Source organism: Rhizobium sp. B21/90, from assembly GCF_019355815.1.
GTDB classification, from domain to species: domain Bacteria; phylum Pseudomonadota; class Alphaproteobacteria; order Rhizobiales; family Rhizobiaceae; genus Rhizobium; species Rhizobium rhododendri.
This window is the reverse complement of record NZ_CP072163.1, coordinates 941,941-964,170: the sequence shown is the minus strand read 5'-3', so window position 1 is coordinate 964,170 and position 22,230 is coordinate 941,941. Positions and strand designations below refer to the sequence as shown.

Annotated in this window: 21 protein-coding genes, 1 tRNA gene and 1 pseudogene; 16 read left to right on the top strand and 7 right to left on the bottom strand. The window is 62.2% G+C overall.

Annotated elements, in window-relative coordinates:
- Window positions 1–108: 108 nt before the first annotated feature.
- Window positions 109–1,115, top strand: a pseudogene (gene repC / locus J5278_RS22560) (plasmid replication protein RepC).
- A gap of 249 nt (window positions 1,116–1,364) precedes the next feature.
- Here the strand turns inward: repC and J5278_RS22555 are convergent.
- The 4 genes from J5278_RS22555 to J5278_RS22540 form a co-directional block, all read right to left on the bottom strand.
- Window positions 1,365–2,330 carry a dihydrodipicolinate synthase family protein gene (locus tag J5278_RS22555; protein WP_209186350.1) on the bottom strand — a complete coding sequence of 322 codons (966 nt, stop codon included), beginning with the start codon at window positions 2,328–2,330 and terminating at the stop codon, window positions 1,365–1,367.
- A gap of 300 nt (window positions 2,331–2,630) precedes the next feature.
- Window positions 2,631–2,707, bottom strand: a tRNA-Pro gene (locus tag J5278_RS22550).
- A gap of 181 nt (window positions 2,708–2,888) precedes the next feature.
- The gene (locus J5278_RS22545) at window positions 2,889–3,803 is read right to left on the bottom strand and encodes a proline iminopeptidase-family hydrolase (protein WP_247749878.1); all 915 of its coding nucleotides are present in this window, start codon (window positions 3,801–3,803) and stop codon (window positions 2,889–2,891) included.
- A gap of 53 nt (window positions 3,804–3,856) precedes the next feature.
- The gene (locus J5278_RS22540) at window positions 3,857–4,639 is read right to left on the bottom strand and encodes a LuxR family transcriptional regulator (RefSeq protein WP_219258363.1); all 783 of its coding nucleotides are present in this window, start codon (window positions 4,637–4,639) and stop codon (window positions 3,857–3,859) included.
- A 125-nt stretch (window positions 4,640–4,764) separates the two neighbouring features.
- On the opposite strand from J5278_RS22540, the gene J5278_RS22535 reads away from it, so the two are divergent.
- From J5278_RS22535 to J5278_RS22515, 5 genes are read left to right on the top strand one after another with little or no spacing between them, the layout of a single operon-like run.
- Window positions 4,765–5,655 (top strand): proline iminopeptidase-family hydrolase, encoded by an 891-nt coding sequence (locus J5278_RS22535; protein WP_219258362.1) that lies wholly within the window; start codon window positions 4,765–4,767, stop codon window positions 5,653–5,655.
- A 51-nt stretch (window positions 5,656–5,706) separates the two neighbouring features.
- Complete coding sequence (locus tag J5278_RS22530) at window positions 5,707–6,645, top strand: ABC transporter permease (protein ID WP_143123175.1); 939 nt, start codon at window positions 5,707–5,709, stop codon at window positions 6,643–6,645.
- 8 nt (window positions 6,646–6,653) lie between these two features.
- Window positions 6,654–7,493, top strand: a complete 840-nt coding sequence (locus J5278_RS22525; protein ID WP_374109194.1) for an ABC transporter permease — start codon at window positions 6,654–6,656, stop codon at window positions 7,491–7,493.
- A complete protein-coding gene (locus J5278_RS22520) occupies window positions 7,490–9,193 on the top strand; it encodes an ABC transporter ATP-binding protein (protein ID WP_219258360.1) in 1,704 nt (567 codons plus the stop codon). The genes J5278_RS22525 and J5278_RS22520 overlap by 4 nt, the downstream gene beginning before the upstream one ends.
- 19 nt (window positions 9,194–9,212) lie before the next feature.
- Window positions 9,213–10,727 (top strand): ABC transporter substrate-binding protein, encoded by a 1,515-nt coding sequence (locus J5278_RS22515; protein ID WP_219258359.1) that lies wholly within the window; start codon window positions 9,213–9,215, stop codon window positions 10,725–10,727.
- Window positions 10,728–10,790: 63 nt separating this feature from the next.
- Here J5278_RS22515 and J5278_RS22510 read toward each other — a convergent pair whose 3' ends face one another.
- Both J5278_RS22510 and J5278_RS22505 read right to left on the bottom strand, forming a co-directional pair.
- The gene (locus tag J5278_RS22510) at window positions 10,791–11,645 is read right to left on the bottom strand and encodes a D-amino-acid transaminase (protein WP_219258358.1); all 855 of its coding nucleotides are present in this window, start codon (window positions 11,643–11,645) and stop codon (window positions 10,791–10,793) included.
- Window positions 11,646–11,659: 14 nt separating this feature from the next.
- A complete protein-coding gene (locus J5278_RS22505) occupies window positions 11,660–12,433 on the bottom strand; it encodes a LamB/YcsF family protein (RefSeq protein ID WP_143123170.1) in 774 nt (257 codons plus the stop codon).
- 183 nt (window positions 12,434–12,616) lie between these two features.
- Between J5278_RS22505 and pxpB the strand changes: the two genes are divergently transcribed.
- The 7 genes from pxpB to J5278_RS22470 all read left to right on the top strand — a co-directional run bounded on the left by pxpB (window position 12,617) and on the right by J5278_RS22470 (window position 18,211).
- Window positions 12,617–13,330, top strand: a complete 714-nt coding sequence (gene pxpB, locus J5278_RS22500) for a 5-oxoprolinase subunit PxpB (protein WP_209186364.1) — start codon at window positions 12,617–12,619, stop codon at window positions 13,328–13,330.
- A complete protein-coding gene (locus J5278_RS22495; protein WP_219258357.1) occupies window positions 13,327–14,298 on the top strand; it encodes a biotin-dependent carboxyltransferase family protein in 972 nt (323 codons plus the stop codon). Before pxpB ends, J5278_RS22495 begins: the two co-directional genes overlap by 4 nt.
- Window positions 14,295–14,939 carry a GntR family transcriptional regulator gene (locus J5278_RS22490; RefSeq protein WP_209229852.1) on the top strand — a complete coding sequence of 215 codons (645 nt, stop codon included), beginning with the start codon at window positions 14,295–14,297 and terminating at the stop codon, window positions 14,937–14,939. Before J5278_RS22495 ends, J5278_RS22490 begins: the two co-directional genes overlap by 4 nt.
- Window positions 14,936–15,883, top strand: coding sequence for an NAD(P)-dependent oxidoreductase (locus J5278_RS22485; protein WP_219258356.1), 948 nt, complete (start codon window positions 14,936–14,938; stop codon window positions 15,881–15,883). The genes J5278_RS22490 and J5278_RS22485 overlap by 4 nt, the downstream gene beginning before the upstream one ends.
- Window positions 15,880–16,515: a GntR family transcriptional regulator gene (locus tag J5278_RS22480; RefSeq protein WP_142830843.1), complete on the top strand. Its 636-nt coding sequence runs from the start codon at window positions 15,880–15,882 to the stop codon at window positions 16,513–16,515. The genes J5278_RS22485 and J5278_RS22480 overlap by 4 nt, the downstream gene beginning before the upstream one ends.
- A gap of 74 nt (window positions 16,516–16,589) precedes the next feature.
- Complete coding sequence (locus tag J5278_RS22475) at window positions 16,590–17,756, top strand: Xaa-Pro peptidase family protein (protein WP_142830845.1); 1,167 nt, start codon at window positions 16,590–16,592, stop codon at window positions 17,754–17,756.
- A 41-nt stretch (window positions 17,757–17,797) separates the two neighbouring features.
- Complete coding sequence (locus J5278_RS22470) at window positions 17,798–18,211, top strand: VOC family protein (RefSeq protein WP_142830847.1); 414 nt, start codon at window positions 17,798–17,800, stop codon at window positions 18,209–18,211.
- A 54-nt stretch (window positions 18,212–18,265) separates the two neighbouring features.
- Here J5278_RS22470 and J5278_RS22465 read toward each other — a convergent pair whose 3' ends face one another.
- Entirely contained in the window at window positions 18,266–19,444 is a 1,179-nt protein-coding gene (locus tag J5278_RS22465; RefSeq protein WP_219258355.1) for a M24 family metallopeptidase, read from the bottom strand.
- Window positions 19,445–19,796: 352 nt separating this feature from the next.
- Between J5278_RS22465 and J5278_RS22460 the strand changes: the two genes are divergently transcribed.
- The 3 genes from J5278_RS22460 (at window position 19,797) to J5278_RS22450 (ending at window position 22,198) form a co-directional block, all read left to right on the top strand.
- The gene (locus J5278_RS22460; protein ID WP_219258354.1) at window positions 19,797–20,651 is read left to right on the top strand and encodes an amino acid ABC transporter ATP-binding protein; all 855 of its coding nucleotides are present in this window, start codon (window positions 19,797–19,799) and stop codon (window positions 20,649–20,651) included.
- A gap of 2 nt (window positions 20,652–20,653) precedes the next feature.
- Window positions 20,654–21,313, top strand: a complete 660-nt coding sequence (locus tag J5278_RS22455; RefSeq protein ID WP_142830853.1) for an amino acid ABC transporter permease — start codon at window positions 20,654–20,656, stop codon at window positions 21,311–21,313.
- Window positions 21,314–21,409: 96 nt separating this feature from the next.
- Complete coding sequence (locus J5278_RS22450; protein WP_142830855.1) at window positions 21,410–22,198, top strand: transporter substrate-binding domain-containing protein; 789 nt, start codon at window positions 21,410–21,412, stop codon at window positions 22,196–22,198.
- Window positions 22,199–22,230 lie beyond the last annotated feature (32 nt).

The window sequence follows — 22,230 nt, the reverse complement described above, 5'->3', positions numbered from 1 at the left end:
TTCTCTAAGTCTCGCAGCTTGCGAATCGCATTTTCCGGAAACACCATCAAGAATGTTGGCTCCGTTTGGTGAGCAGATTTCTATTGCCTTATCGAAGGTGACGAGAAAATGCAGACAGGAAGTGTGACGACGCCCTTTGGTCGGCGGGAGATGACGCTTGGCCTGCTGGCAAGCCAATGCTCGGTCTTTCCGACAGGGCGCTGGCGGTGCTTAACGCGCTGCTGAGCTTCTATCCGGGCAATGAGCTCAGTGCAAAGCACGGCCTCGCTGTCTTTCCCTCCAACGCCCAGCTGTCGATCCGCGCCCACGGCATTGCGCCAGCGACGCTGCACCGCCATCTGGCAGCGCTGATGGACGCCGGATTGCTGGTGCGCAAGGATAGCCCGAACGGCAAGCGCTTTGCGCGCCGGGACGGGGAGGGGGAGGTCGACCAGGCCTATGGCTTCAATATCGCCCCGCTGATTGCCCGCTCTGATGAATCCAGACACTGGCAGCGCAGGTCACCGTCGACCGAGCCCGCTCAGGGCGATGCGCGAGCGCCTGTCGCTCTGCCGGCGTGACATTGCCAAGCTGATCGCGACGGCGCTGGAAGAGGGCGTGCCGGGTGACTGGCCTATGGTACAAGGGCATTTCCGCGATCTCATAGCCCGGATCCCACGCTCGCCCGACATCCATGACATCACGCCTATTGTCGAAGAGATCGATGAGGCCCCTGCGGCGGATGAGGCTTTCGAGCGCAAAAGCCTAACGGATGGCCGTTTGGTGAAACCACGACGGCGAGCAGAGATCAACCGGGCCTAAAGGCGTTTCCGCTCGGGCTTGTGTTGCAGGCCTGCCCGGAAATCCTGTCCTACGGCCCGGGCGGCAGTATCGGCAATTGGCGAGACCTGATGGGGGTCAGCCCCAGCGCCTGCGAGGAGGCATGCGCCATCATGGGGCCCGAGAATGCGGCGACCGTCACGGCCTGCGTGCTGGAACGGGCCGGCAGCATCACGTCGGCCGTCAGATATCTGCGCGACCTCACCTGCAGGACGGAGCGCGGCGAGTTCGCCATCGGCCCGATGCCGATGTCACTCGGCAGGGCCAATGCCGGTAGACGCGAGGAGACAGGGTGAGATAATGGTAGATGGCGATTTGCTAGACAGGATACCCGCGTTGTCAATTCGGCCACGCTCAGGTCTGAGCAATGGAAGCGTTATGCCTTTTTACTACCGATAAGCTACCGACTGCTCATTACTGCAAATGGCTGACATTCGTAAAAATGGTTTTTTCGAGGTAAATAGTTCGGGCATCGGTCAAGAGGTAGCCAAGGCTCGCGGCAATTTTTGCTGAGCCTTGGCAACGAGTTTTGAAGTTCTATAGCGTCAGGCGGCCTTGCTTTCGCCGACTGCGGCAAACTGCTTCGACCAATCGGCATACCAGGTCTGGAACAGAGCAAACTGCTTTTCGACGAAACCGCGCTGGCTGTCGGACAGGCTGTCCGTTTCGTTGAAGTGCAGCGTGAATTCGGGATGGCCGGTGAGCACGAGCATGTGCTTGTAGTAGAGAACCAAATCCGGGCCTTCGTCGAAGGAGGACAGGACGCCAAGCGCCGCTTCGAGTTCCAGGGCGTGGGCGCGGGCCTTTGCATCGCCGGCGGCTGCGGCCTCGGACAGGGAAACAAGATGCAGGACTTCGCGGGGCAGGACATTGCCGATCCCGGTGATGGCGCCAGCCGCGCCGCAATTGACGAAACCGTGGAAGACCGCGGTATCGACGCCGACCATCAATGTGACGCCGTCGTCGCGGCTGGTGATGTTTTCAGCCGCATAGCGAAGGTCGGACGGACCACCGAATTCCTTGAAACCGATAAGGTTCTTGTGTTCGTTGCGGAGTTCGAAAAACAGGTCCGCGCGTGTGGCAAAGCCGTAATAGGGGCTGTTGTATATGACAGCCGGAAGTTCTGGGGCAGCCGAGAGAACCGTCTTGAAATGGGCGCGCTGGGCCGAAACCGATGTGCCGCGCGACAGCACGCGCGGTATGACCATCAGGCCGTGGGCGCCGACGCGCTGGGCGTGGGCTGCGTGAGCGGCTGCCATCCGGGTGTTGACGGCGCCGGTACCGACGATGACGCGAAGACCGGCCTTCACCAGGCGCTCGACGCCTTCCATCCGCTGCTCGTCCGTCAGCAGTGGCCAGTCGCCCATCGATCCACAATAGACCACGGCAGACATGCCGGCCGCGACCAGTTCCTTGCCCTTGCGCACGAGACCGTCGAAGTCGGGGCTGCGGTCGGCATTGCATGGCGTCATCAGGGCCGGAATGCAGCCGGTGAAAATATTGGAAGTCATTGCACTCTCCATCATGGTGTCGGTCAGCAGCGGTCTCGCGGCGATGTTTCGTTGTATACAGTTTGTATTTTAATGTCGATGCCGAATTTGCGGCGGCATGTGGATTGTCGACCGTGTGCGTTGGTCGGAAAACGGAACGGGGAAGGGGGTGACAAACGGCCTGGGAACGTCACCCAAGACGCCGGGCAAGCGATGAAGGGTTCGCGATTCGCGCCAACAACGCAAAAGCACCTACGGCACGGGCCGCACGACAACATCACAAATTGTGAAAGGGGAAAGGTCAGCTTTAAAAGCTGAAGTTGGTCGGAGTGGAGAGATTCGAACTCCCGACCCTCTGGTCCCAAACCAGATGCGCTACCAGGCTGCGCTACACTCCGAACCGTTGGTGAGGCGGGGATACACAATTCACTCCCCGCCTGCAACAGCAAATGTGCCGGCATTGCCGTTGCAGGCCGATTTTCCTCTGCGGCCCACAAATTGCGGCCCGTACTGCCCCTTGTTCATCGCTGGCTGGCGGCTTGTCTTGACGACAGATGCCGTAAGCCCTGTAATTTGGGATCAATCGTGCGCGCAGAGAAATGCGGAGACCGTCTGCATGCAGAGATTCTTTTCCTCGACATGCGGCATATGGCTGGAATGTTCGAACAGCACCCATCGGCAATCAGGCACCCGGTCGACATAAGGCTTGACCACGAGCGGCGTCGCTTCGTCGTATTTTCCGGAGATCAGCAGCGTCGGGGCGGTGATCCGGCCCAGCCGGTCCTCGATCGTCCAGTCTTTCATGGTGCCGATGACGTGGAATTCGGTCGGTCCGTTCATGTTGCGGTAGACTGTATTGTCTTCTTCCATGATCTCGAACGTCCGGGCCACTTCGGGAGGCCAGGGGGTGACCCGACAGACGTGGCGGTCGTAGAAGACGCGTGAGGCGGCGATATAGTCGGGGTCGGTAAGCGTGCCTGCGAGTTCGTGGCGGAGCAGGGTGTCTTGGACGTCCTGTGGCAATGCTTCGCGCAAGCGGTTGGCCTCCGATACCCAGGTGTGCATGTTGGCCGGGGAATTGGCGATGACGAGCGCCGTCAGGCCGTCTGGTTGCCGCACCGCGTGTTCCGCGCCGAGCATCCCGCCCCAGGACTGCCCGAGAAAGGCATAGCGGTGCTGGATGCCGAGATGGGTGAGAAGAGCGTCGAGCTCCTCAAGGAACAAGGCGGGCGTCCAGAAGTCCGGGCCCTTGTCCGGCAGGCGGGTCGAGTTGCCGTTGCCAAGCTGGTCGTAGTGGATGACGGCCCGGCCATCCAGGGCCGCGATCTCCTTGAATGCGTCGACATAGTCATGGGTGCAGCCGGGACCGCCATGGGCCACCACCAGCGGTAGCCGGTCGCTGTCGAGCGATCCGGTGATGCGGAACCAGGTCCGGTAGGTCCGGAACGGCAGATAATCTTCTTTCGAGGTCACGTCGGCCACCTGTGTCTCCATCTCGATGAACTATCGGGAGCAGCATAGAGGCGGAGGTGTGCCACTGGCAGCTATCACAAGTTATAGGATGGCGGGGTTTCCAGCAGCCGGTAATGGGTGGCGCGGACGACGGCCTGGGTGCGGTTCCTAGCGCCGAGCTTCCGGGCAGCGGCATTCAGGTGCATGACGACGGTCGGCACGGAGCGCTCGATGATCCGCGAGATTTCCTTGGCCGAAAGTCCCTCGGCGGAATAGCGCAGGCATTCCCGCTCCCGCTCTGTCAACCGCATCTTGGCGACCGTCAGGGCAGAATTGTCGAACAGGCAAAAGGCCGCCTCGTGGAAGACATGGGCAAGCAGCCCGAAGTCGGCGATGTAACGCAGGGCATGTTTCTTGAAGTCGCCGTTCTGCCCCAACCTGATGCCGGTAACAGTTGCATAGTCGCCGCGCGGCATGTGAACCGGCACGGTGACGCCCGTCGACATGTCGTGCTCGCTGAGATAGCGGGCAACGGGTTCGCTGGCTTCGCTCATAAACCTGTTGATGACCGTACCGGCGCGCCGGTCGTAGTCCCAAAAGAACGGCGTCGAGGTGCGCAATGCTACCTGCTGTACCGGGTCGAGCCGGAAATAACCGCGGTCGAACCAGTATTCGTGCATGTCGTCGGAGATATTGCGCAGCTTCAGCAGCGAGGGAAGCATGATGCCGCCGTCGAGGTCGTAGGGCACCGGCGTGTAGTCGTAGATCAGCGCCTCAAAGCCGAGCTTCTTGATCGCCTCGAACGCGTGGTCGATGCGCCCGTCGAGGGTGTTGTGGGCAGTGAACTGCCGTCGGATCGTCCCAATCTCATCGAGCATCGCTGTTTCCCCGGTCGTCGAACCGCGACCTATCACTTCTTATAGCTGGTAACGCAGCCGGTTTCCGGTAAAAATTTAGTCATGCCTAAAAGTTGAGCAAGAGAAATCTTCCTGGAGCCCCATCGATGTGGCATGAAATGCAGCCGGACGCCCGCTACGAGGTCGAAGTCGACGGCTTCAAGGTCGTGGCTTACAGCTTCGGCAGCGGCAGTGAAACGGTGTTTTGCCTGAATGGCGGACCGGGGCTTGCCTGCGACTATCTTCGTGAAGCGCACAGCTGCCTTGCCGCAAAGGGCTATAGGGTCGTTACTTTCGACCAGCTGGGGACGGGGGCATCGGATCGGCCGGATGACGCCGCGCTATGGACAATCGAGCGCTATGTCGAGGAGACAGAGACGGTCCGCCAGGCGCTGGGCCTCGGCAAGGTGCATTTGCTCGGTCACTCCTGGGGCGGCTGGCTCGCCATCGATTATGCATTGCGCTACCCGGACAATCTCCTTAGCCTCATTCTCGAAGACACTGTCGCTGACATGCCGCATCTGATCCAGGAACTGGACCGGTTGCGGGCGGCGCTCGGGCCCGAGACCGTGGCGATGATGCAGAAGCACGAGGCGCAAGGGACCTACGACCATCCCGAATACCAGGCGGTGCTGACCATCCTCAGCTACCGCCATGTCTGCCGGCTTGCCGAATGGCCGGCGCCTGTCCGCCGCTCGCTCGATGACTGGAACATGGCACCCTACATGGCGATGCAGGGGCCGAACGAGTTCCTCTATATCGGCAATCTCAAGGATTGGAACCGCATCCCGGATCTGGGGCGACTGACGCTGCCGGTGCTGATCACGGTAGGCGAGCACGACGAACTGACGCCGGCCTGCGCCCTGCGCATGAAGCTGGCCCTGCCGAATGCCGATCTTAAGGTTTTCTCCAACGCCAGCCACATGCCGTTCTACGAAAATCCTGGCGACTACTACCCGGCGCTTCTCGATTTCCTGACCCGGCAAAAGGCTGCCTGATGCCATGTGAGTGCAAAGAGGTCCGGCTGGAGCGAGGGGGAGTGCGCCACGATGCATCGCTATAAGTTCATCCTGACCCGGCCGCTGCAGTTCGTGCCCGTGTTGTTCGGCATCAGTGTCATCACCTTCATCCTCGTCCGTCTCATTCCCGGCGATCCAGTGCGCAATATTCTCGGTACCCGCGCGACGCCCAGTGCCATCGCCAATATCCGCGCCCAGTACGGCCTGGATGAGCCGATGTGGGTGCAGTACTTCTATTTCCTGCGCAATCTCGCCAATGGCGAAATGGGCAAATCCATCCTCTACAAGATCGACGTGCTGAAGCTCATCCTCACCCGTATAGAGCCGACGCTGGCACTGGTCGCGACAAGCGTCGTCCTGTCGGTGCTGATTGCCGTGCCGCTGGCAGCGATTGCGGCGCGCAGCAATGGGCGCGCGCCCGACCACATCATTCGCGTCGTCTCGACGTTCGGCATCGGCTTCCCGCCGTTCTGGCTGGGGCTGATGCTAATCATCCTCTTCAGCGTTGATCTCGGTTGGCTGCCGGTCTCCGGCTACGGCAATACGCTCGGCGATAAGGCCGCCCATCTGCTGTTACCGAGCCTGACCATTGCCTTGTCGCTCTCCACCGTTCTCACCCGCAGCCTGCGCACCGCGATGATCGAAGGCCTGAAATCCGACGTCGCAACTGCGGTGCGGGCGAGGGGCATGCCGGAAAGCACCGTCTTCTGGCGCCACGTCCTGCCTAACTCTCTTTTGCCGACCATCAACCTGCTTGCCGTCAACATCGGATGGCTCATCGGCGGGACCGTGGTCGTCGAAACCGTCTTTGCCTTGCCCGGCATGGGGCAACTGCTGGTCCGCGCCATTTTCTCCCGCGACTATATGGTGGTCCAGGGTGTCGCCATGGTCTTTGCCTGCGCCACGGTGTTCATCAACTTCATTGCCGATATCGCGACGGTGATGGTCGATCCGCGGGTGCGGCTATGAGTGTGCCATTGGCGTTTTCCACTGCGTTCGGCTGGCGCCGCGTCTTCGGGGGCCGGTTGACCCTGGCCATCGGCGCGGGCATCCTGCTGTTCTTCGTGCTCGTGGCAGTCGGCGCACCGTTGATTGCGCCCTACGACCCGGTCCTCCAGGCCGGCGATGTGCGTCTGCAGGCACCGACGTTGCTGCATCCCTTCGGCACCGACAATTTCGGGCGGGATATCCTGTCCCGCGTCATCTGGGGTACGCGGATCGATCTACAGATTGCGGTGATCGGGGTTCTCTTTCCCTTCATGATCGGCACGACGGTCGGCACTATCGCCGGTTTCTTCGGTGGGCCGGTCGACGCGGTTTTCATGCGGCTCGTCGATATCATCCTTGCCTTCCCTTTTCTGGTGCTGATGCTGTCGATTATCGCCATCCTCGGGCCTGGGCTCGGCAGCTTCTATGTCGCCATGGCGCTGGTGGGATGGGTGTCCTATGCGCGGCTCATCCGTGCGCAGATGCTGGTGCTGAAAAGCAGCGACTACGCGGTCGCGGCCGTCAGCCTCGGTTTCAGCCGCCCGCGCATCATGTTCCGGCATCTGCTGCCCAATGCTATCGCCGGATCGCTGGTGTTCTCGATGTCGGATGCAGTGCTGGTTCTCCTCAGCGGCGCCGCAGTCAGCTATCTCGGCCTCGGCGTGCAGCCGCCGCTTGCCGAATGGGGTGTCATGGTGGCCGAGGGACAGAGCTTCCTGACGACGGCCTGGTGGATCACGCTGTTTCCCGGCTTGTCCATCGTCCTCCTGGCTTTCGGTTTCAGCATGCTCGGCGATGCGCTTGGCGAACTCTTCGGAGTACAGGAATGATCAGTCCCCTTCTCTCTGTCCGGGATCTGACCGTCAGGCTGCATGGCCTCGGCGAGGAGAGGACGCTCATCGATGCTGTCTCGCTCGACGTCGGCAAGGCCGAGATTGTCGGGCTCGTCGGCGAAAGCGGCTCCGGCAAGAGCCTGTTCTGCCGCTCGCTGGTGCGTCTGATGCCGTCGTCGCGCCTGAAGATCGACAGCGGCTCCGTGCTGCTGGATGGCCGCGACCTCACCGAAATCAGCGACGTCGAGATGCTGAAGGTCCGGGGGGCGGAGATCGGCATGATCTTCCAGAACCCGACGAGCCACCTCGACCCCGTCATGCGGATCGGCGATCAGATTGCCCAAGGTATCCGCTATCATCAGGATGCAAGCCCGCGTGACGCGAAGGCCGCAGCCATCGACATTCTGGGCCAGGTCGGGCTGCCCGATCCAGTCCGCCAGTACGACAGCTACGCCCACGAATTTTCCGGCGGAATGCGGCAGCGCGCGATGATCGGGGTTGCTCTGTCCTGCAACCCCAAGATCCTGATTGCCGACGAGCCGACGACTGCCCTCGATGTCACCATCCAGGCGCAGATCCTGCGGCTGCTGATGGACATCCGCGACAAGCGCGGCCTTTCGATCATTCTCATCACCCATGACCTCGGCATCGTCGCCCAGACCTGCGACCGGATCGCGGTGCTGCGTGGCGGACGATTGCTGGAGACGGGGTCGAAGCGCCAGGTCCTGTCCGCGCCGCGCGATCCCTATACGGTCAGCCTGATCGCCAGCCATCCTTCTATCGTCGAAGAGGCGCCGTTCTCCGTCGGATGCGTCAGCGCCGCAAAGCCGGTTGAGCGGCCGCTTCTCGAGGTGGACGACCTCTATGTGCGCTTTGCCCTGGGCGGTGGGCTGTTCAAGGCCGGCGCGAAAACCGTCACTGCGGTTTCCGGCGTGAGCCTGCGGATCATGCCCGGAGAAAGTGTCGGGGTGGTCGGCGAATCCGGCAGCGGCAAGAGCACGCTCGCCCGCGCCATTCTCGGCCTGACACCGCTCTCCTCCGGCCATGTCTCGTTCGAGGGTATCGATCTTGCCCAGCAGAGGCGCGCCGCCCTCGACAAGTTGCGCCATGAGGCGGCGATGGTGTTTCAGGATCCCTACAACGCACTCAATCCCCGTCTGCGCATCGGCGACATGCTGGCCGAAGTGCTGCGCGTGCAGGGCAAGACCTCTGCCGCCGATATTCCGGCGCGGATCGGCGAGCTTCTGGACCTTGTCGGCTTGGAGCGTGAGTTTGCCAACCGCCGGCCGCGCAGCATGAGCGGCGGGCAATGCCAGAGGGCGGGGATCGCCCGGGCGCTGGCCGTCGATCCGAAACTGATCATCGCAGACGAATGCGTCGCCGCCCTCGACGTGACGATCCAGGCGCAGATCATCGAACTGTTCCGGGATCTGAAGCGGAAGATGAACCTGACGCTGATCTTCATCGCCCATGACCTCGCCATCGTGCGCAATCTTTGCGACCGGGTCGTCGTCATGTATCGCGGCGAGATCGTCGAGGAGGGGCTCTGCGCAGAGGTTTTCGCCCGGCCGAAGCATCCCTACACCGCAGCCCTGATCGCAGCGATTCCCGATATCGATCCGGATAAGCCCTTGCTTGCCGACATCGCCTGCGAGCAGCGATTGACGCTACCACCTTCACTCGAACGACTGTCATAACAAAAAAGGGAACGACATCATGACCAGGAAATGGAAGACTGCTGGCCTCGCGCTCATCGTCGCGGGCCTCACCCTCAGCGCCAGCTTTGCCGAAGCGGCCGGCGTTCTGACCATCGGCCGCCGCGAGGACTCGACCACCTTCGACCCGATCAAGACGGCCCAGAATATCGACAACTGGGTGTTCTCCAACGTCTACGACGTTCTTGTCCGCGTCGACAAGACCGGCACGAAACTGGAGCCGGGACTGGCCGAAAGCTGGAAGATCTCAGAGGACGGACTGACCTACGTCTTCAAGATCCGCGACGCCAAGTTCTCAGACGGCTCGCCGCTGACGGCTGAAGATGCTGCCTACAGCCTGTTGCGTATCCGCGACGACAAGGCATCGCTCTGGGGCGACTCGTTCAAGGTGATCGACACCGCAGTCGCGACCGACCCCCGCACCATGACGATCAAGCTCAAGAACCCGTCCGCGCCCTTCCTGTCGACGCTGGCTCTGCCCAACGCCTCCGTGATTTCGAAGAAGGGCATGGAGGCGCTCGGATCGGATGGCTACAGCGAGAAGCCAATTGCTTCCGGTGCCTTCGTCGTCGACGAATGGCGTCGCGGCGACCGCGTCATCCTGAAGAAGAACCCGTATTTCTGGCAGGCCGATCGCGTCAAGCTCGATGGCGTGGAATGGATTTCGGTTCCCGACGACAACACCCGCATGCTGAACGTGCAGGCCGGCCAGCTCGACACTGCGATCTTCGTTCCCTTCTCCCGCGTCGCCGAATTGAAGAAGGATGCCAACCTCAACGTCGATATCGACCCGTCCACCCGTGAAGACCACTTGCTGATCAACCACGAGCATGGCGCCCTCGCCAAGAAGGAGGTCCGACAGGCGCTGGATCTGGCCATCGACAAGAAGGCAATCGTCGATGCTGTGACCTTCGGCCAGGGAACCGTCGCCAATTCGTACATTCCGAAGGGCGCACTCTATTATTACGCCGACAACATGCAGCGCCCTTACGATCCGGAAAAGGCAAAGCAGATGCTGGCTGCTGCGGGAGCCTCGGACCTGAAACTTAATTATCTCGTGCGTGCCGGCGACGAGGTCGACGAGCAGATTGCCGTGCTCTTGCAGCAGCAGTTGCAGAAGGCCGGTATCACCGCGACCCTACAGAAAGTCGATGCCAGCCAGGAGTGGGACATGATCGTTGCCGGCGACTACGATGTGTCGGTCAATTATTGGACAAACGACATCCTCGATCCGGACCAGAAGACGACATTCGTGCTCGGCCACGACTCGAACAACAACTATTCGACCCACTACAAGAACGAGAAGGTGAAGGCGTTGGTGGCTGCCGCTCGCCTGGAACTCGATCCGGTAAAACGTGAGCAGATGTATGTCGATCTCCAGAAGATCGCCAAGGACGATGTCAACTGGATCGACCTTTACTACAGCCCCTACATCAACGTCTCGCGCAAGAATATCGACAACTTCTACCAGAACCCGCTCGGACGCTTCTTCCTGGAAGACACCGTCAAGAACTGAGCCCTTCGAAAACGAAAAAGGCTGCCGCGAGCAATCGCGACAGCCTTTTCGGTTGAATGACGGTCAGATCGCCGTGGAAAGGCGGCTTGCCGTGTAGAGGTCGCGCAGCTGCCGGCAGATCGGGCCGGGTTTTCCATCGCCGATCGTTGTGTCGTCGATCCTGACCACCGGCGTTGCGAAATTGGTCGCGGACGTCACGAAAGCCTCTGCAGCCTGCTTGGCTTCCTCGACGCTGAACCCACGCTCCTCGACGGCAATGCCCGCGCCACGCGCAAGGTCGATGATGCTTGCCCGGGTAATTCCGTGCAGGATCGCGTGGGAGAGGCCACGAGTTACCAGCGTGCCATCGGTCTTGACGATATGCGCCGTTGCAGAGCTGGCCTCGGTGACGAGCCCGTCCTCCACCAGCCAGGCGTCGTCGGCGCCGCGCCGCATCGCTTCCATCTTTGCCATTGAAGGGTAAAGCAGCTGGACGGTCTTGATATCGCGGCGCTCCCACCGCCAGTCCGGAACGGTGGCAACCGCGATCCCCGTCTCGTTGCGGGGATTGGCGAGCACCGGTTTTGCCTGGGTAAAGAGCACGATGGTCGGCTCCGGTTTTGCCGGAAAGGCGAAATCGCGGTCGGCAGGACCGCGGCTGATCTGCAGATAGATCAGCCCCTCGTCGAGCCCATTCCGGCTGACGAGTTCCCGATGCACGGAAAGCAGTGCGGTCTCGGACAGCGGGCAGGCGATATCGAGTTCGGACAGCGAGCGCTGCAGGCGGGCGGAGTGGCCCTGGTAGTCGATCAGCTTGCCACCGATCACGGCAGTCACTTCGTAGATGGCATCGGCGAACAGAAAGCCGCGGTCGAACACGGAGACTTTCGCGTCGGTTTCAGCAAGCCAGTCGCCATTCAGATAAACAATGCGGGTCAAGTTTGGGTCCTCGGTCAAAGAGCGGGTTTTGCGAAAGGGGCGATATCGATGCCGTGTGCCGAAAGCGATGCACGCAGGGCACGGGCCATGGCGACGGCGCTGGGATTGTCGCCATGGACGCAGATCGTTGCAGCCTCGACCGGCAGCATTCTGCCGCCGATGGTGGGGATCAATCCATCCCGGACCATAGACAGGACCTGGTCGACGCTCTGTTGCAGGTCGTGGATGACCGAGCCCTCCTTCTGCCGCGATGTCAGCATGCCGGTATCGTCGTAGGTCCGGTCCGCGTAGACCTCGCAGGCAACCCGCAGGCCGACGGATTCCGCCGCCTTCATCGTCTCGGAATAGGGGAGGGTGACGAACACCAGAGACGGGTCGACGGCCTTGATGGCGCGAACGCAGACGTCCGCAAGCTCCGCATCTTCCGCCGCCATGTTGCCGAGCGAGCCATGGGTCTTGACGTGGGTCATCGGCCAGCCGAGCGCTCTTGCCATCCCCTGCATCGCGGCTATCTGGTAGATGATCTGGGCTTCCAGATCTTCCGGCCGTTCGCCCGAGATGCGACGGCGGCCGAAGCCGTAGAGATCCATGAAGGACGGATGGGCGCCGATGGCCACGCCCCGCGCCTTGGCGGCAAGGATCGTATCGCGCATCACTACGGGATCGCCGGCGTGAAAGCCGCAGGCAATGTTGGCGGTCGAAATCACCTCCAGCATAGCGCTGTCGTCGCCGATCTTGTAGGCGCCGAAACTTTCGCCCATGTCGCAATTGAGGTCTACGGTTGCCATGGCTGGGATCTCCTTGCAGGATAGGCGTCAGGCCAGCAGACTGATGTCATGCGCAGTTTACGACCGGGCGGTCGCGCGAAAAAGCACTTTCGGTTGACATACAGTTGGTATACTGAAATAGCAATATAATATGACAACCGATAATCGCACCTTACTCGGATGGACGGAAGGGGACCGCAGACAATGGTGAGGACGTTTCCCCGCATTCTTGCTTGCGGCGATAGCGCCTTGTCGGTTGAGCTCGCGGATACCATCGACGAAGCCGTCAGCGAACGGGTGATCGCGCTTGCCGCGAGCATGGCCGACAGCCCGGTGGATGGCGTCGAGGAACTGGTGCCGACCTACCGCTCGCTGATGGTGGTCTACGATCCCGCCGTCGTTCGAGGCCGCAGCCTGGCGCTGACGCTGCAGCAGCGGCTGGATACGCTGGTAGTTGGCAGCGTCCACCCGCAGCGCTTCGACGTCCCCGTTGTCTATGGCGGCGCGGTGGGACTGGATTTGCAGGAACTTGCCGGCATGAAGGGGATGACGGTGTCCCAGCTTATAGAGCTCCATTCCTCCGTCGAATACCGGGTCTACATGATAGGCTTTGCGCCAGGGTTTGCCTATCTCGGCGGCCTGCCGGAGATTTTGCACACGCCGCGACTGCCCACGCCCCGCCAGAGGATCGAGGCCGGCGCCATCGGTATCGGAGGCAAGCAGGCAAGCATCAATTCCGTTCCCGGGCCGAGCGGCTGGCGCTTTATCGGCCGGACGCTGCTTCGCCTGTTCGACCCCTCCCGCGCCACGCCCTTCCTGCTCGGTGCCGGTGATCGGGTCCGCTTCCGGCCCGTCAGCGAAGACGAGGCATCGCAGTTCGAGCGTACCTCGGCTGCTGGGGAGGGGGCGACGTCATGAGCTTCCTCGAAATCCATGGCACGGGACCGATGACGACCGTCCAGGATCTCGGGCGGAAAGGCCTGCAGCATGCCGGCGTCTCCGGTGCCGGCCCTATGGACGGGCCGTCGTTTCGTATCGCCAATGCCCTTGTCGGCAACCCCGCAACATCGGCTGCGCTCGAGTTTGCTGCCGTCGGCGGTCGTTTTACAGTCACCCGGCCGGTTCGCTTTGCCGTCACCGGTGGCGATGTCGATGTCAGGATCGATGGCGACAAAGTCCACCCGTGGGAGAGCCATCACCTGTTGCCCGGCATGACGCTCGCCATCGGCGCGCTCCGCGATTGCGTCTGGGGATATCTGGCGATCTCGGGCGGGATCGATACCGTTCCGGTTCTCGGATCGCGTTCCACCCATTTGCGCACCGGGCTCGGTGGTCACGAAGGCCGGCGGCTGGAGATTGGCGACCGGTTGCCGCTCGGCGACGCTGCCCCATTGCCCAACCGCGCCCTCCGGCAGCCCTTTCGGCGCAGTGGCGGCCCGATCCGCGTCGTCTGCGGCCGGCAGGACGATTATTTCTCCAAAGCCGCATCGGAGATATTTCTCGAGGCATCGTTCGTGGTGTCGGCCGCGCGGGATCGCATGGCCCAGATGCTCGACGGGCCGCCAATTGCAGCAGACGGCGGGCATGACATCGTTTCGGACGGCACCTCGGCCGGCTCGATCCAGGTGCCGTCGTCCGGCAGGCTGATCGTGCTGATGGCCGAGCGACAGACGACCGGCGGCTATCCAAAGATTGCCACGGTGGCCTCCGTCGACCTGCCTCGCCTGGCGCAGGCGGTCAGCGGCCGGTCCATCCGCTTTGCCCGCATCGCGCAGGAACAGGCCGAGGAATTGCTGGTCGCCGAGAGACATCTTCTAGGCGGCATCCTCGACAACCTCGCCGTCAAGCCCGAAAGCAGCGATCGATCAGGAGGCAGAGTGTCATGAGCCAGCCGCTTGCCCAACGGGCCTATGGCAAAATCATCGAAATGATCCTGTCCGGCGCGCTGACGCCGGGAGATGCGCTGCAGGAGGCGAAGCTGGGCGAAACGCTCGACATGTCGCGGACGCCGGTGCGCGAAGCGATCAAGCGTATCGAGGCCGAAGGTCTGGCTGTGCAGGATGGTCGCTTCCTCAAGGTGCGAAGGCTGACGGCGGCCGAAGTGGAGGAAATCTTCTTCCTGCGCCGGGTGCTGGAATCCCATTGTGCCCAGCAGGCGGTCGCGGTGCCACCGGCGGCGCTGGAGGCGCTCGAATTGCGGGTCCGCCGCCTGCACGACGAAGGTCCCGGCGAAGAAGACGAGCAGAGACGGGTGGATGACGACCTCCACCGGGTTATCGCCGAGGCCAGCCGCAGCGAGATGATGGTGTCCACAATTGCCGACCTGCGCCGCCGGACCTGCATGTTCGACCACACCCATCTGCCGGACCGCTTCCTGAAAAGCTGCGAGGAGCATCTGGGAATTCTTGCAGCCTTGCGCAGCGGCGATGGCGACCGTGCAGCTCTGCTGATGGCCGAGCATGTCACCCATGCACGCGACGCGGTTCTCGAGAAGCTCGCGCTACCCCCCGGAGGAACCGGCGCATGAGATGCCTTGTCGTTCAGCCGGTCCATGCGGATGGACTGGATTTGTTGCGCCGCGCCGGCGTCGAACCCGTGCTCTGCCCGAAGCCGGACATGGAAACGGTCGCACGGATGATCTCCGGCTGCGATGCGGCGATCACGCGTGACGCCGGCCTTTCGGCTGAGGCCATCGGCGCGAGCGACATCCTGCGCGTCATCGTCGTGCACGGCGCCGGCCACGATGCGGTCGATAAGGATGCAGCCTCCGAGAAGGGCATCCTTGTCTGCAACACACCGGGCGCCAATGCGCGGTCGGTGTCCGAACTGGCATTGGCGCTGGCGCTGGCTGCGGCCCGGCGTATTCCAGCCGCCGACCGCAGCGAACGCGGCGGCGCCCATGGTTTTCGCGAATGCGAGACGTTTATCGAGCTTTCCGGCAAGACCGCGCTGATAATTGGCTGGGGCGCCACCGGCGCCGGTCTTGGACATATGCTCAAGGCGGCACTCGATATGCGGGTGCTGGTCTATTCGCCACGCGTTGCCGATATCGATGGTTTCGAGCGTGTGGCGACGCTGGAGGCGGGATTGCAGCAGTCGGACCTTGTGTCGCTCCATACGCCACTGCGCCCGGAGACGAAGCACCTTATCGGCGAACAAGCGCTTTCGCTGGTCAGGCATGGCGCAATTCTGGTCAACACCGCGCGCGCCGGGCTTGTCGACGAAGGCGCGCTTGCTGTTGCCATCGAGACCGGTCGCGTGTCGGCAGCCGGTCTCGATGTCTACAGCCATGATGCACCCTTGGGGCCGCTTGCCTCGACCGGCCGAGTGATTTTCACGCCGCATCTCGGTGGCGCGACGCAAGAAGCCTTGCGCCGCGTGGCCGTCGGGTCCGCCCGCAACGTGTTGACTGCTCTCTCCGGCAAGCGGCCGGCGACCGCCCTCAACGATCCCTTGAGGATATCCCGATGAGCGACAAGGAAACACTGGCACAGCAGGCCTACCGGGACATCAAGCAGCGCATCCTCGAAGGTGCCATCAAGGCCGGCGACCTGCTGACCGAGCGGACACTGGCAGTGGAATCCGGCATTTCCCGCACGCCGCTCAGGGCCGCGATCTCGAGGCTCCAGAAGGAAGGCGTGGTCTCTCGCCTGACCAACGGCACCCTGATGATCCTGCCGGTCACCGTCGAGCAGTTGCTGGAGATCATCCAGATCCGCCGTCTCCTCGAAGGGGCGGCGGCAGCCCGTGCGGCAGGGCGGCCGATGACGGCGGCACTTGTCGAGGCGCGCCGGGTCATGCGCGCCTATGTCGAGGCCGAGGATGTCGCCTTCGATCGTTTCTGGATGGACGACGACGCATTCCACGAGGCCGTCGCCGAAGCTGCCGGTCTGCGTCTTCTGCCCGGCATGCTGCAGGAAATGCGCAGCATCGCGCGCCGCTGCACGATCACGCGCACCCATGACCGGTTCGCTGAACAGGCTGCCGAGCACATCGCCGTCATCGACGCCATCGAGGCGCAGGATGCGGATGCCGCCGCTGCTGCCATGGAGGCGCATTTCGACAGCGTCCGCAGCCGGTTTCTGAAATGGCTCGCGCGCTGAGCGTTCATCACTGTCTGACCATCCGTTCTTCCGTCCCGATCCCGGGACGACATGCCTGAACCGAGTACCGTGACATGCCTGACTATGCCGAATTCCGAGGTTGCGAGGCCTCGTTCCCCGAGAGCGAGTTCAAGGCGCGGCAGGACCGCGCCCGGGTGGCCATCGCTGCTGCCGGCCACCGGGCGCTGATCGTCACGACGCCCGAAAACATCTTCTGGCTGACCGGCCGCCAGACGGCGGGCTATTTTGCCTTCCAGGCGCTGGTCATGCCGGTCGAGGGGGAGGCGACACTGCTGGTTCGCCAGCTTGAACTGGTGGGCTCGATCGCCAATACCTGGCTCAACGACATCGTCGTCTATCAGGACGGCGAGGCGCCGGCGGCGGTCCTGGCCGAGGTCCTGCGCGAACGTGGCATCCACCGGCCTGCTATCGAGCTCGGCGGCTGGTTTCTGCCGCCGGTCCTGGCAGACGAGATCTCGCTCCGGACGGGGGGGAACGCGCTCATCGACGGTTCCGGCATCATTGCCCCTCTCCGGGCGGTGAAGTCGCCTGCGGAACTTGCCGCCATCCGGCTGGCAGCCACCTACGCGCAGGCAGGGATTGCGGCCGGGATTGCGGCCTGCGGCGCCGGGACTGACGAAAATGCCATCGCCGCTGCCATGCTCGATGCGGCCACGCGCGCAGGGTCCGAGGCAATGGCGATGGAGCCGCTGGTGTCATCAGGGCCCCGCAGCGGCCTGCCGCACATGACGTGGCGCCGCCGCCGTCTCGAGGTCGGCGATCCGGTGTTCCTCGAACTAGCCGGCAGCCATGCCCGCTATCATGCCGCGCTGATGCGAATGGTGTGGATCGGCGGGCCACCCGTCGAAGCACGGCGGATGATGGATTGCTCGCTTCATGCGCTCGAGGCTGCGCTGCATGAAGTCAGGCCGGGCGTGCCGTGCTCGGCGGCGCACGAGGCAGCCCAGCGGGTCATCGACGATGGCGGCTACACCGCGGCATTCCGTAAGCGGATCGGCTATTCCATGGGCGTCGCCTTTGCGCCGGATTGGGGGGAGGGCGGCATGCTCAGTCTGTTTTCCGGCGTGGATAGGATAATCGAGCCCGGCATGGTGTTTCACCTGCCGGCGACCTTGCGCAGCTACGGCGTCTGGACGGTCGGCGCTTCCGAAACCGTCATCGTCACCGAAGAAGGCTGCGAACCTCTGTCTACCCTGTCACGCGATCTAACCATCCGGTAAAGCCGGTTCCTCCCCGTTGCACCACTGAAAAGGACATCTCCATGCGTTCGCTTTTCCATCTCGCCTACCATGTCACCGATCTCGATGAGGCGCGTCAGTTCTATGGCGGCGTGCTTGGCTGCGAAGAGGGCCGGTCCACCGACACCTGGGTGGATTTCAACTTTTTCGGACACCAGATTTCACTGCATCTCGGCAAGCCGTTCGAGGTCACCCGCACCGGCAAGGTGGGCGATCACATGGTAATGATGCCGCATCTCGGCGTCGTCCTGCCGCTCGATGCCTGGCTTGCGCTGTCCGAACGGCTGCAGCATGCGGGCATTGCTTTCGACATACCGCCGGTCATACGGTTTGAAGGCGAGCCGGGCGAGCAGCGCACGATGTTCTTCTTCGATCCGAGCGGCAATCCGATCGAGGTCAAGGGGTTCAAGGATTTCGACGGCGTTTTCGCCCATTGAGGCCAAGCCACCGGCGGCTCCGGCCGCCGGCTCTTCCGTCATTGCATTAGGCGCTCACCACCAATATGCGGGCGAGCGGGTCAGCAGTTCGTTTTCATCTCCGCCGATAATCAGGATGTCTTCGAAGAACGCCGCTCCGACCCCATCGAGCGACAGGAATGCCTCGACTCCGAACACCATGTTTTCATCGACGACATCGTCAGGCTGCGACATGACAGTCGAGATCCGCGGCTGCTCGAAGCCGAGGCCGATCCCGTGTCCATAGAACGGGAAATTCTTCATGATCGGCGAGACCGATCCGCCAAAGGCAGCTGTCAGGCGGTCGCCTTCGGCAGCGACGTCCAGAAGCTTAGTTCCGGGGCGCATCATGTCGGACAGGCGATGGACGATGTTTGCCGCTGCCTCGATCAGCCTCCGCTGGTCGGCGGTCGGCCTGCCGCGCACGCCAGTACGGCCGGGGTCGAGATAGTAACCCTGGTAAAAGGCGCCGTGCAGCGTGCCGGTTACGATATCGCCCGGCTTCGGCGTATCGGCGCTGTAGCCCGTCAACGGAAAGCGCTGGTCGAAGCCGAGGGTCTCGCCGTGGTTCGTGCCGATCATCTGCAGCCGGCCGCCGCGCCGCACCACCTCGCGGGCCGCCTCGCCGGCGGCTTCCCGCTCTGAAAGGCCGGACATCAGACCCTCCATCAGGCGATTGAGCCCGGCCGTGGCCGTCTCGCCGCCGATGCGATAGCACTCCAGCTCAAGCGGGCTCTTGATCCGCCGCGCGGCGCGCACCAGGTCGTCTGCGGGCACCCAGTCGATACCGGGCGCTTCCTCGAGCAGTTGCTGGTAGAATTTCATCGGGATGAACTGTGTACCGACCAGCGCCACGCGGCCCGTGATGCCCCTGTCGTTCAACGCCTTCGCCACGCTGCGGAAGGGATGGTTCGAACAATGCGCGTCGGAGATGGAGACGAGATCGGTTCGAACCTCGGGTTCGTCGATGTGGAGCTGCGGCTCCCTGCCCTGTTGAAGAATGATGCCCGAGAACGACCGCGCCGACCAGATCAGCGAATCCATGCCGCCGCTGATAGCGTAGTGGTTCGAAAGATAGAGGATGTCGCCGCAATTATCGGTGGTGCCGCCACCACGTCCGAAGACGACGGCCGTCTCTAAGCCATGCAACCGCATGTTTTCCAGCACCCTGTCCCACCGGCTTTGATATTCGTCCAGCGGGAAATAGCGGCTCATCGTCAAACTCCTGTCGGCGGACCATGGCGCCAGTGGCTGCGTTCGCAGATCCTACGCATTCAGGGCGGCGGCGGATTGGCAAAACGTCGAAACTTCACCGGCACGGAAATTGGGTACACCAAGCGTGTTCCCAAGTCAAACCTCGGAGCTTCTTCAATTGATTATTTAATGGGCCGGGTGAAATTTTAATCAATCAGAACAGTCTGATGACGGGCCGGCTGGTAAATGTATGAAATCAGTTCTTGAATTCCAGCGGTATACTGAATACCCTTCCTGTGGGCGGTAAGGCAAAGGCAATCCCGGCAACAGGCTTAGAGCCATTCCCGGGGTGAGAGTATTGGGTAACCGAACGATGACAGACATTTCCGAGACGGCAATTGCTGGCCAAGCTACACCGCCCCCCACGACACCGCTTCTGGTCCTCAAGGACATCCGAAAGAGCTTTGGCGACAACGAGGTCCTGAAGGGTGTTTCGCTTGCGGTCGAGCCCGGCGAGGTGGTTTCGATCATTGGCGCCAGCGGCTCCGGCAAAAGCACTTTCCTGCGCTCGATCAACGGCCTCGAGATGCCGCAATCCGGCTTCCTGAAGTTCGAGGAACTGTCTTTCGATTTCCGCACGGAATCGCGTTTTCTTCCGACTCCGGCGCAGATGCAGTCGCTGCGGACCCGCGTCGGCATGGTCTTCCAGAGCTACAATCTCTGGCCGCACATGACGGTGCTCGAAAACGTCATCCATGCGCCGATGAAACTGTTGAAGCTTCCCAAGGCACAGGCCGTCGAAGAGGCGGAGGCACTGCTGTCGCGCATCGGTCTCTACGACAAGCGCCACAGCTATCCGTCCCGGCTTTCCGGCGGCCAGCAGCAGCGCGTCGCCATCGTCCGGGCGCTGGCGATGAAACCGCGTATGATGCTGTTCGACGAGGTGACCTCGGCCCTCGATCCCGAACTGGTGCACGAGGTTCTCGTGCTGATGGCCTCGCTTGCCGCCGAGGGCATGACGATGCTCCTGGTGACCCACGAGATTGCCTTTGCGCGCGACGTGTCGTCCCGCGTCCTGTTTTTCGACAAGGGCGTTATCGCCGAAACGGGGTCGCGCGATATTCTGCGCAACCCCGGCAGCGACCGGCTGCGGCAGTTCCTCCATCGCATCCTTCACGATGGCCTGGCCTATGGCTCCGCGCCTGCTGAAACTATCGAGGGAGCATGATGATGCTGGCTGATTTCCTGGGGGATGTCCGTCTTTACGGATCCGGCTTCCTGATGGCATCCTGGACCGTCTTCTGGCTGACGATCCTCACCATTGTCGTCAGCTGGATTTGCGGTCTGCTCGCAGCTCTCGGCCAGCGGTCGAAATGGCGTGCCGTTCGCTCGGTCACGGCCTTCTACATCTGGTTCATTCGCGGCACGCCGACGATCATCCAGATATTCATCGTCTATTTCGGCTTTCCGCAGGTCGGGATCCGGTTGTCGCCGTTTACCGCCGGCGTGCTGGCGCTCGGCATAAACAGCGGCGCGTATGTGGCTGAAATCATCCGCAGCGGCCTCATGGCGATCCCGCGCGGGCAGACCGAATCCGCACTGGCGATCGGCTTCAGCCAGGCTGCCACGATGCGGACGATCGTCTTGCCGCAGGTCTTCCGCATCGTTCTGCCGTCGCTCACCAACGAGGCGATCTCGACGCTGAAGAATACCTCGTTGCTGTCGACAATTACGGTTGTGGAATTGACGCTCTACGCCCAGACGCTGATCGCGATGACCTTCCGCCCGTTCGATTTCTACATTGCGGTTGCGGTCATCTACCTGCTGCTGACGACGATCCTGACCCAGCTTGCCGCCTGGCTGGAGCGCCGCTACGCGGTGAACAGCTGAGGCACCCTGCCTATTCCTCGTGCGCCATGCCCGAAGAAACTGACCCCGGTTGCAAACGACAGGGGATATCGATCAAGAAAAATGAAGGGAACAGTCATGAAACGCCAGCTTATCGCCCTTGCGCTTGCCGCAGCGGCCGCCTTTTCCACTCACGCTCCGGCTTCGGCCGCCGATCTCGAACTGCTGCAACCCGGCAAATTGCTGGTGGCTACCGAGGGCACCTTTCCGCCGTTCAGCATGCGTGGTGCCGATGGCAGCCTCGACGGCCTGGAAATCCGCGTCATGAAGGAGATTTCCAAACGTCTCGGTCTCGAATACACACCGGTCATCATCAAGTGGGAATCGCTGTTGATCGGGTTGCAGGCCGACCAGTATGATATCACCAGCGACGCCATGGATATCACGCCCGAGCGCCAGAAGCAGGTCGTCTTTGCCGATGGCTGGCTCGAATCCGGCGCGGCTGTGGTCGTTCCGAAGGGCTCCGCCATCAAGACGCCTGCCGATCTCAAGGGCAAATCCGTCGGGGCGCTGGCATCCTCGACCTTCGCCAAGCTGGCAGAAGACAAGGGCGCCACGGTCAAGGCCTATAAGGCCGAGACGGACGGCATCCAGGATCTCCTCAACGGCAACATCGACGCCGAGATCACCGACGCCATCGGGGCCGGCTACATGATTAAGTCGGCGAAGATGCCGCTCGAGGTGCTTCCGGAAGCCATCAGCCATATCCAGAAGGGTTTTGCGGTCAAGAAAGGCAAGCCTGAACTCGTCAAGGCCGTCAACAAGGCTCTGGCCGAGATGGTTGCCGACGGCACCTATGCCAAGCTGACGACAGATCTCGTCGGCTTCGATCCAGCGCCGAAGAATCCCATCAGGACTATCCAGTAAGGCTCACTGCCGACATCGCCTAGCAGGTCGCT

What these genes read in the sequence shown, in the direction of transcription:
- J5278_RS22555 (WP_209186350.1), bottom strand. Translation starts at nt 2,330, where the DNA reads ATGACTTCCAATATTTTCACCGGCTGCATTCCGGCCCTGATGACGCCA.
- J5278_RS22545 (WP_247749878.1), bottom strand. Translation starts at nt 3,803, where the DNA reads ATGGAGACACAGGTGGCCGACGTGACCTCGAAAGAAGATTATCTGCCG.
- J5278_RS22540 (WP_219258363.1), bottom strand. Translation starts at nt 4,639, where the DNA reads ATGCTCGATGAGATTGGGACGATCCGACGGCAGTTCACTGCCCACAAC.
- J5278_RS22535 (WP_219258362.1), top strand. Translation starts at nt 4,765, where the DNA reads ATGTGGCATGAAATGCAGCCGGACGCCCGCTACGAGGTCGAAGTCGAC.
- J5278_RS22530 (WP_143123175.1), top strand. Translation starts at nt 5,707, where the DNA reads ATGCATCGCTATAAGTTCATCCTGACCCGGCCGCTGCAGTTCGTGCCC.
- J5278_RS22520 (WP_219258360.1), top strand. Translation starts at nt 7,490, where the DNA reads ATGATCAGTCCCCTTCTCTCTGTCCGGGATCTGACCGTCAGGCTGCAT.
- J5278_RS22515 (WP_219258359.1), top strand. Translation starts at nt 9,213, where the DNA reads ATGACCAGGAAATGGAAGACTGCTGGCCTCGCGCTCATCGTCGCGGGC.
- J5278_RS22505 (WP_143123170.1), bottom strand. Translation starts at nt 12,433, where the DNA reads ATGGCAACCGTAGACCTCAATTGCGACATGGGCGAAAGTTTCGGCGCC.
- pxpB (WP_209186364.1), top strand. Translation starts at nt 12,617, where the DNA reads ATGGTGAGGACGTTTCCCCGCATTCTTGCTTGCGGCGATAGCGCCTTG.
- J5278_RS22495 (WP_219258357.1), top strand. Translation starts at nt 13,327, where the DNA reads ATGAGCTTCCTCGAAATCCATGGCACGGGACCGATGACGACCGTCCAG.
- J5278_RS22490 (WP_209229852.1), top strand. Translation starts at nt 14,295, where the DNA reads ATGAGCCAGCCGCTTGCCCAACGGGCCTATGGCAAAATCATCGAAATG.
- J5278_RS22485 (WP_219258356.1), top strand. Translation starts at nt 14,936, where the DNA reads ATGAGATGCCTTGTCGTTCAGCCGGTCCATGCGGATGGACTGGATTTG.
- J5278_RS22480 (WP_142830843.1), top strand. Translation starts at nt 15,880, where the DNA reads ATGAGCGACAAGGAAACACTGGCACAGCAGGCCTACCGGGACATCAAG.
- J5278_RS22475 (WP_142830845.1), top strand. Translation starts at nt 16,590, where the DNA reads ATGCCTGACTATGCCGAATTCCGAGGTTGCGAGGCCTCGTTCCCCGAG.
- J5278_RS22470 (WP_142830847.1), top strand. Translation starts at nt 17,798, where the DNA reads ATGCGTTCGCTTTTCCATCTCGCCTACCATGTCACCGATCTCGATGAG.
- J5278_RS22465 (WP_219258355.1), bottom strand. Translation starts at nt 19,444, where the DNA reads ATGAGCCGCTATTTCCCGCTGGACGAATATCAAAGCCGGTGGGACAGG.
- J5278_RS22460 (WP_219258354.1), top strand. Translation starts at nt 19,797, where the DNA reads ATGACAGACATTTCCGAGACGGCAATTGCTGGCCAAGCTACACCGCCC.
- J5278_RS22455 (WP_142830853.1), top strand. Translation starts at nt 20,654, where the DNA reads ATGCTGGCTGATTTCCTGGGGGATGTCCGTCTTTACGGATCCGGCTTC.
- J5278_RS22450 (WP_142830855.1), top strand. Translation starts at nt 21,410, where the DNA reads ATGAAACGCCAGCTTATCGCCCTTGCGCTTGCCGCAGCGGCCGCCTTT.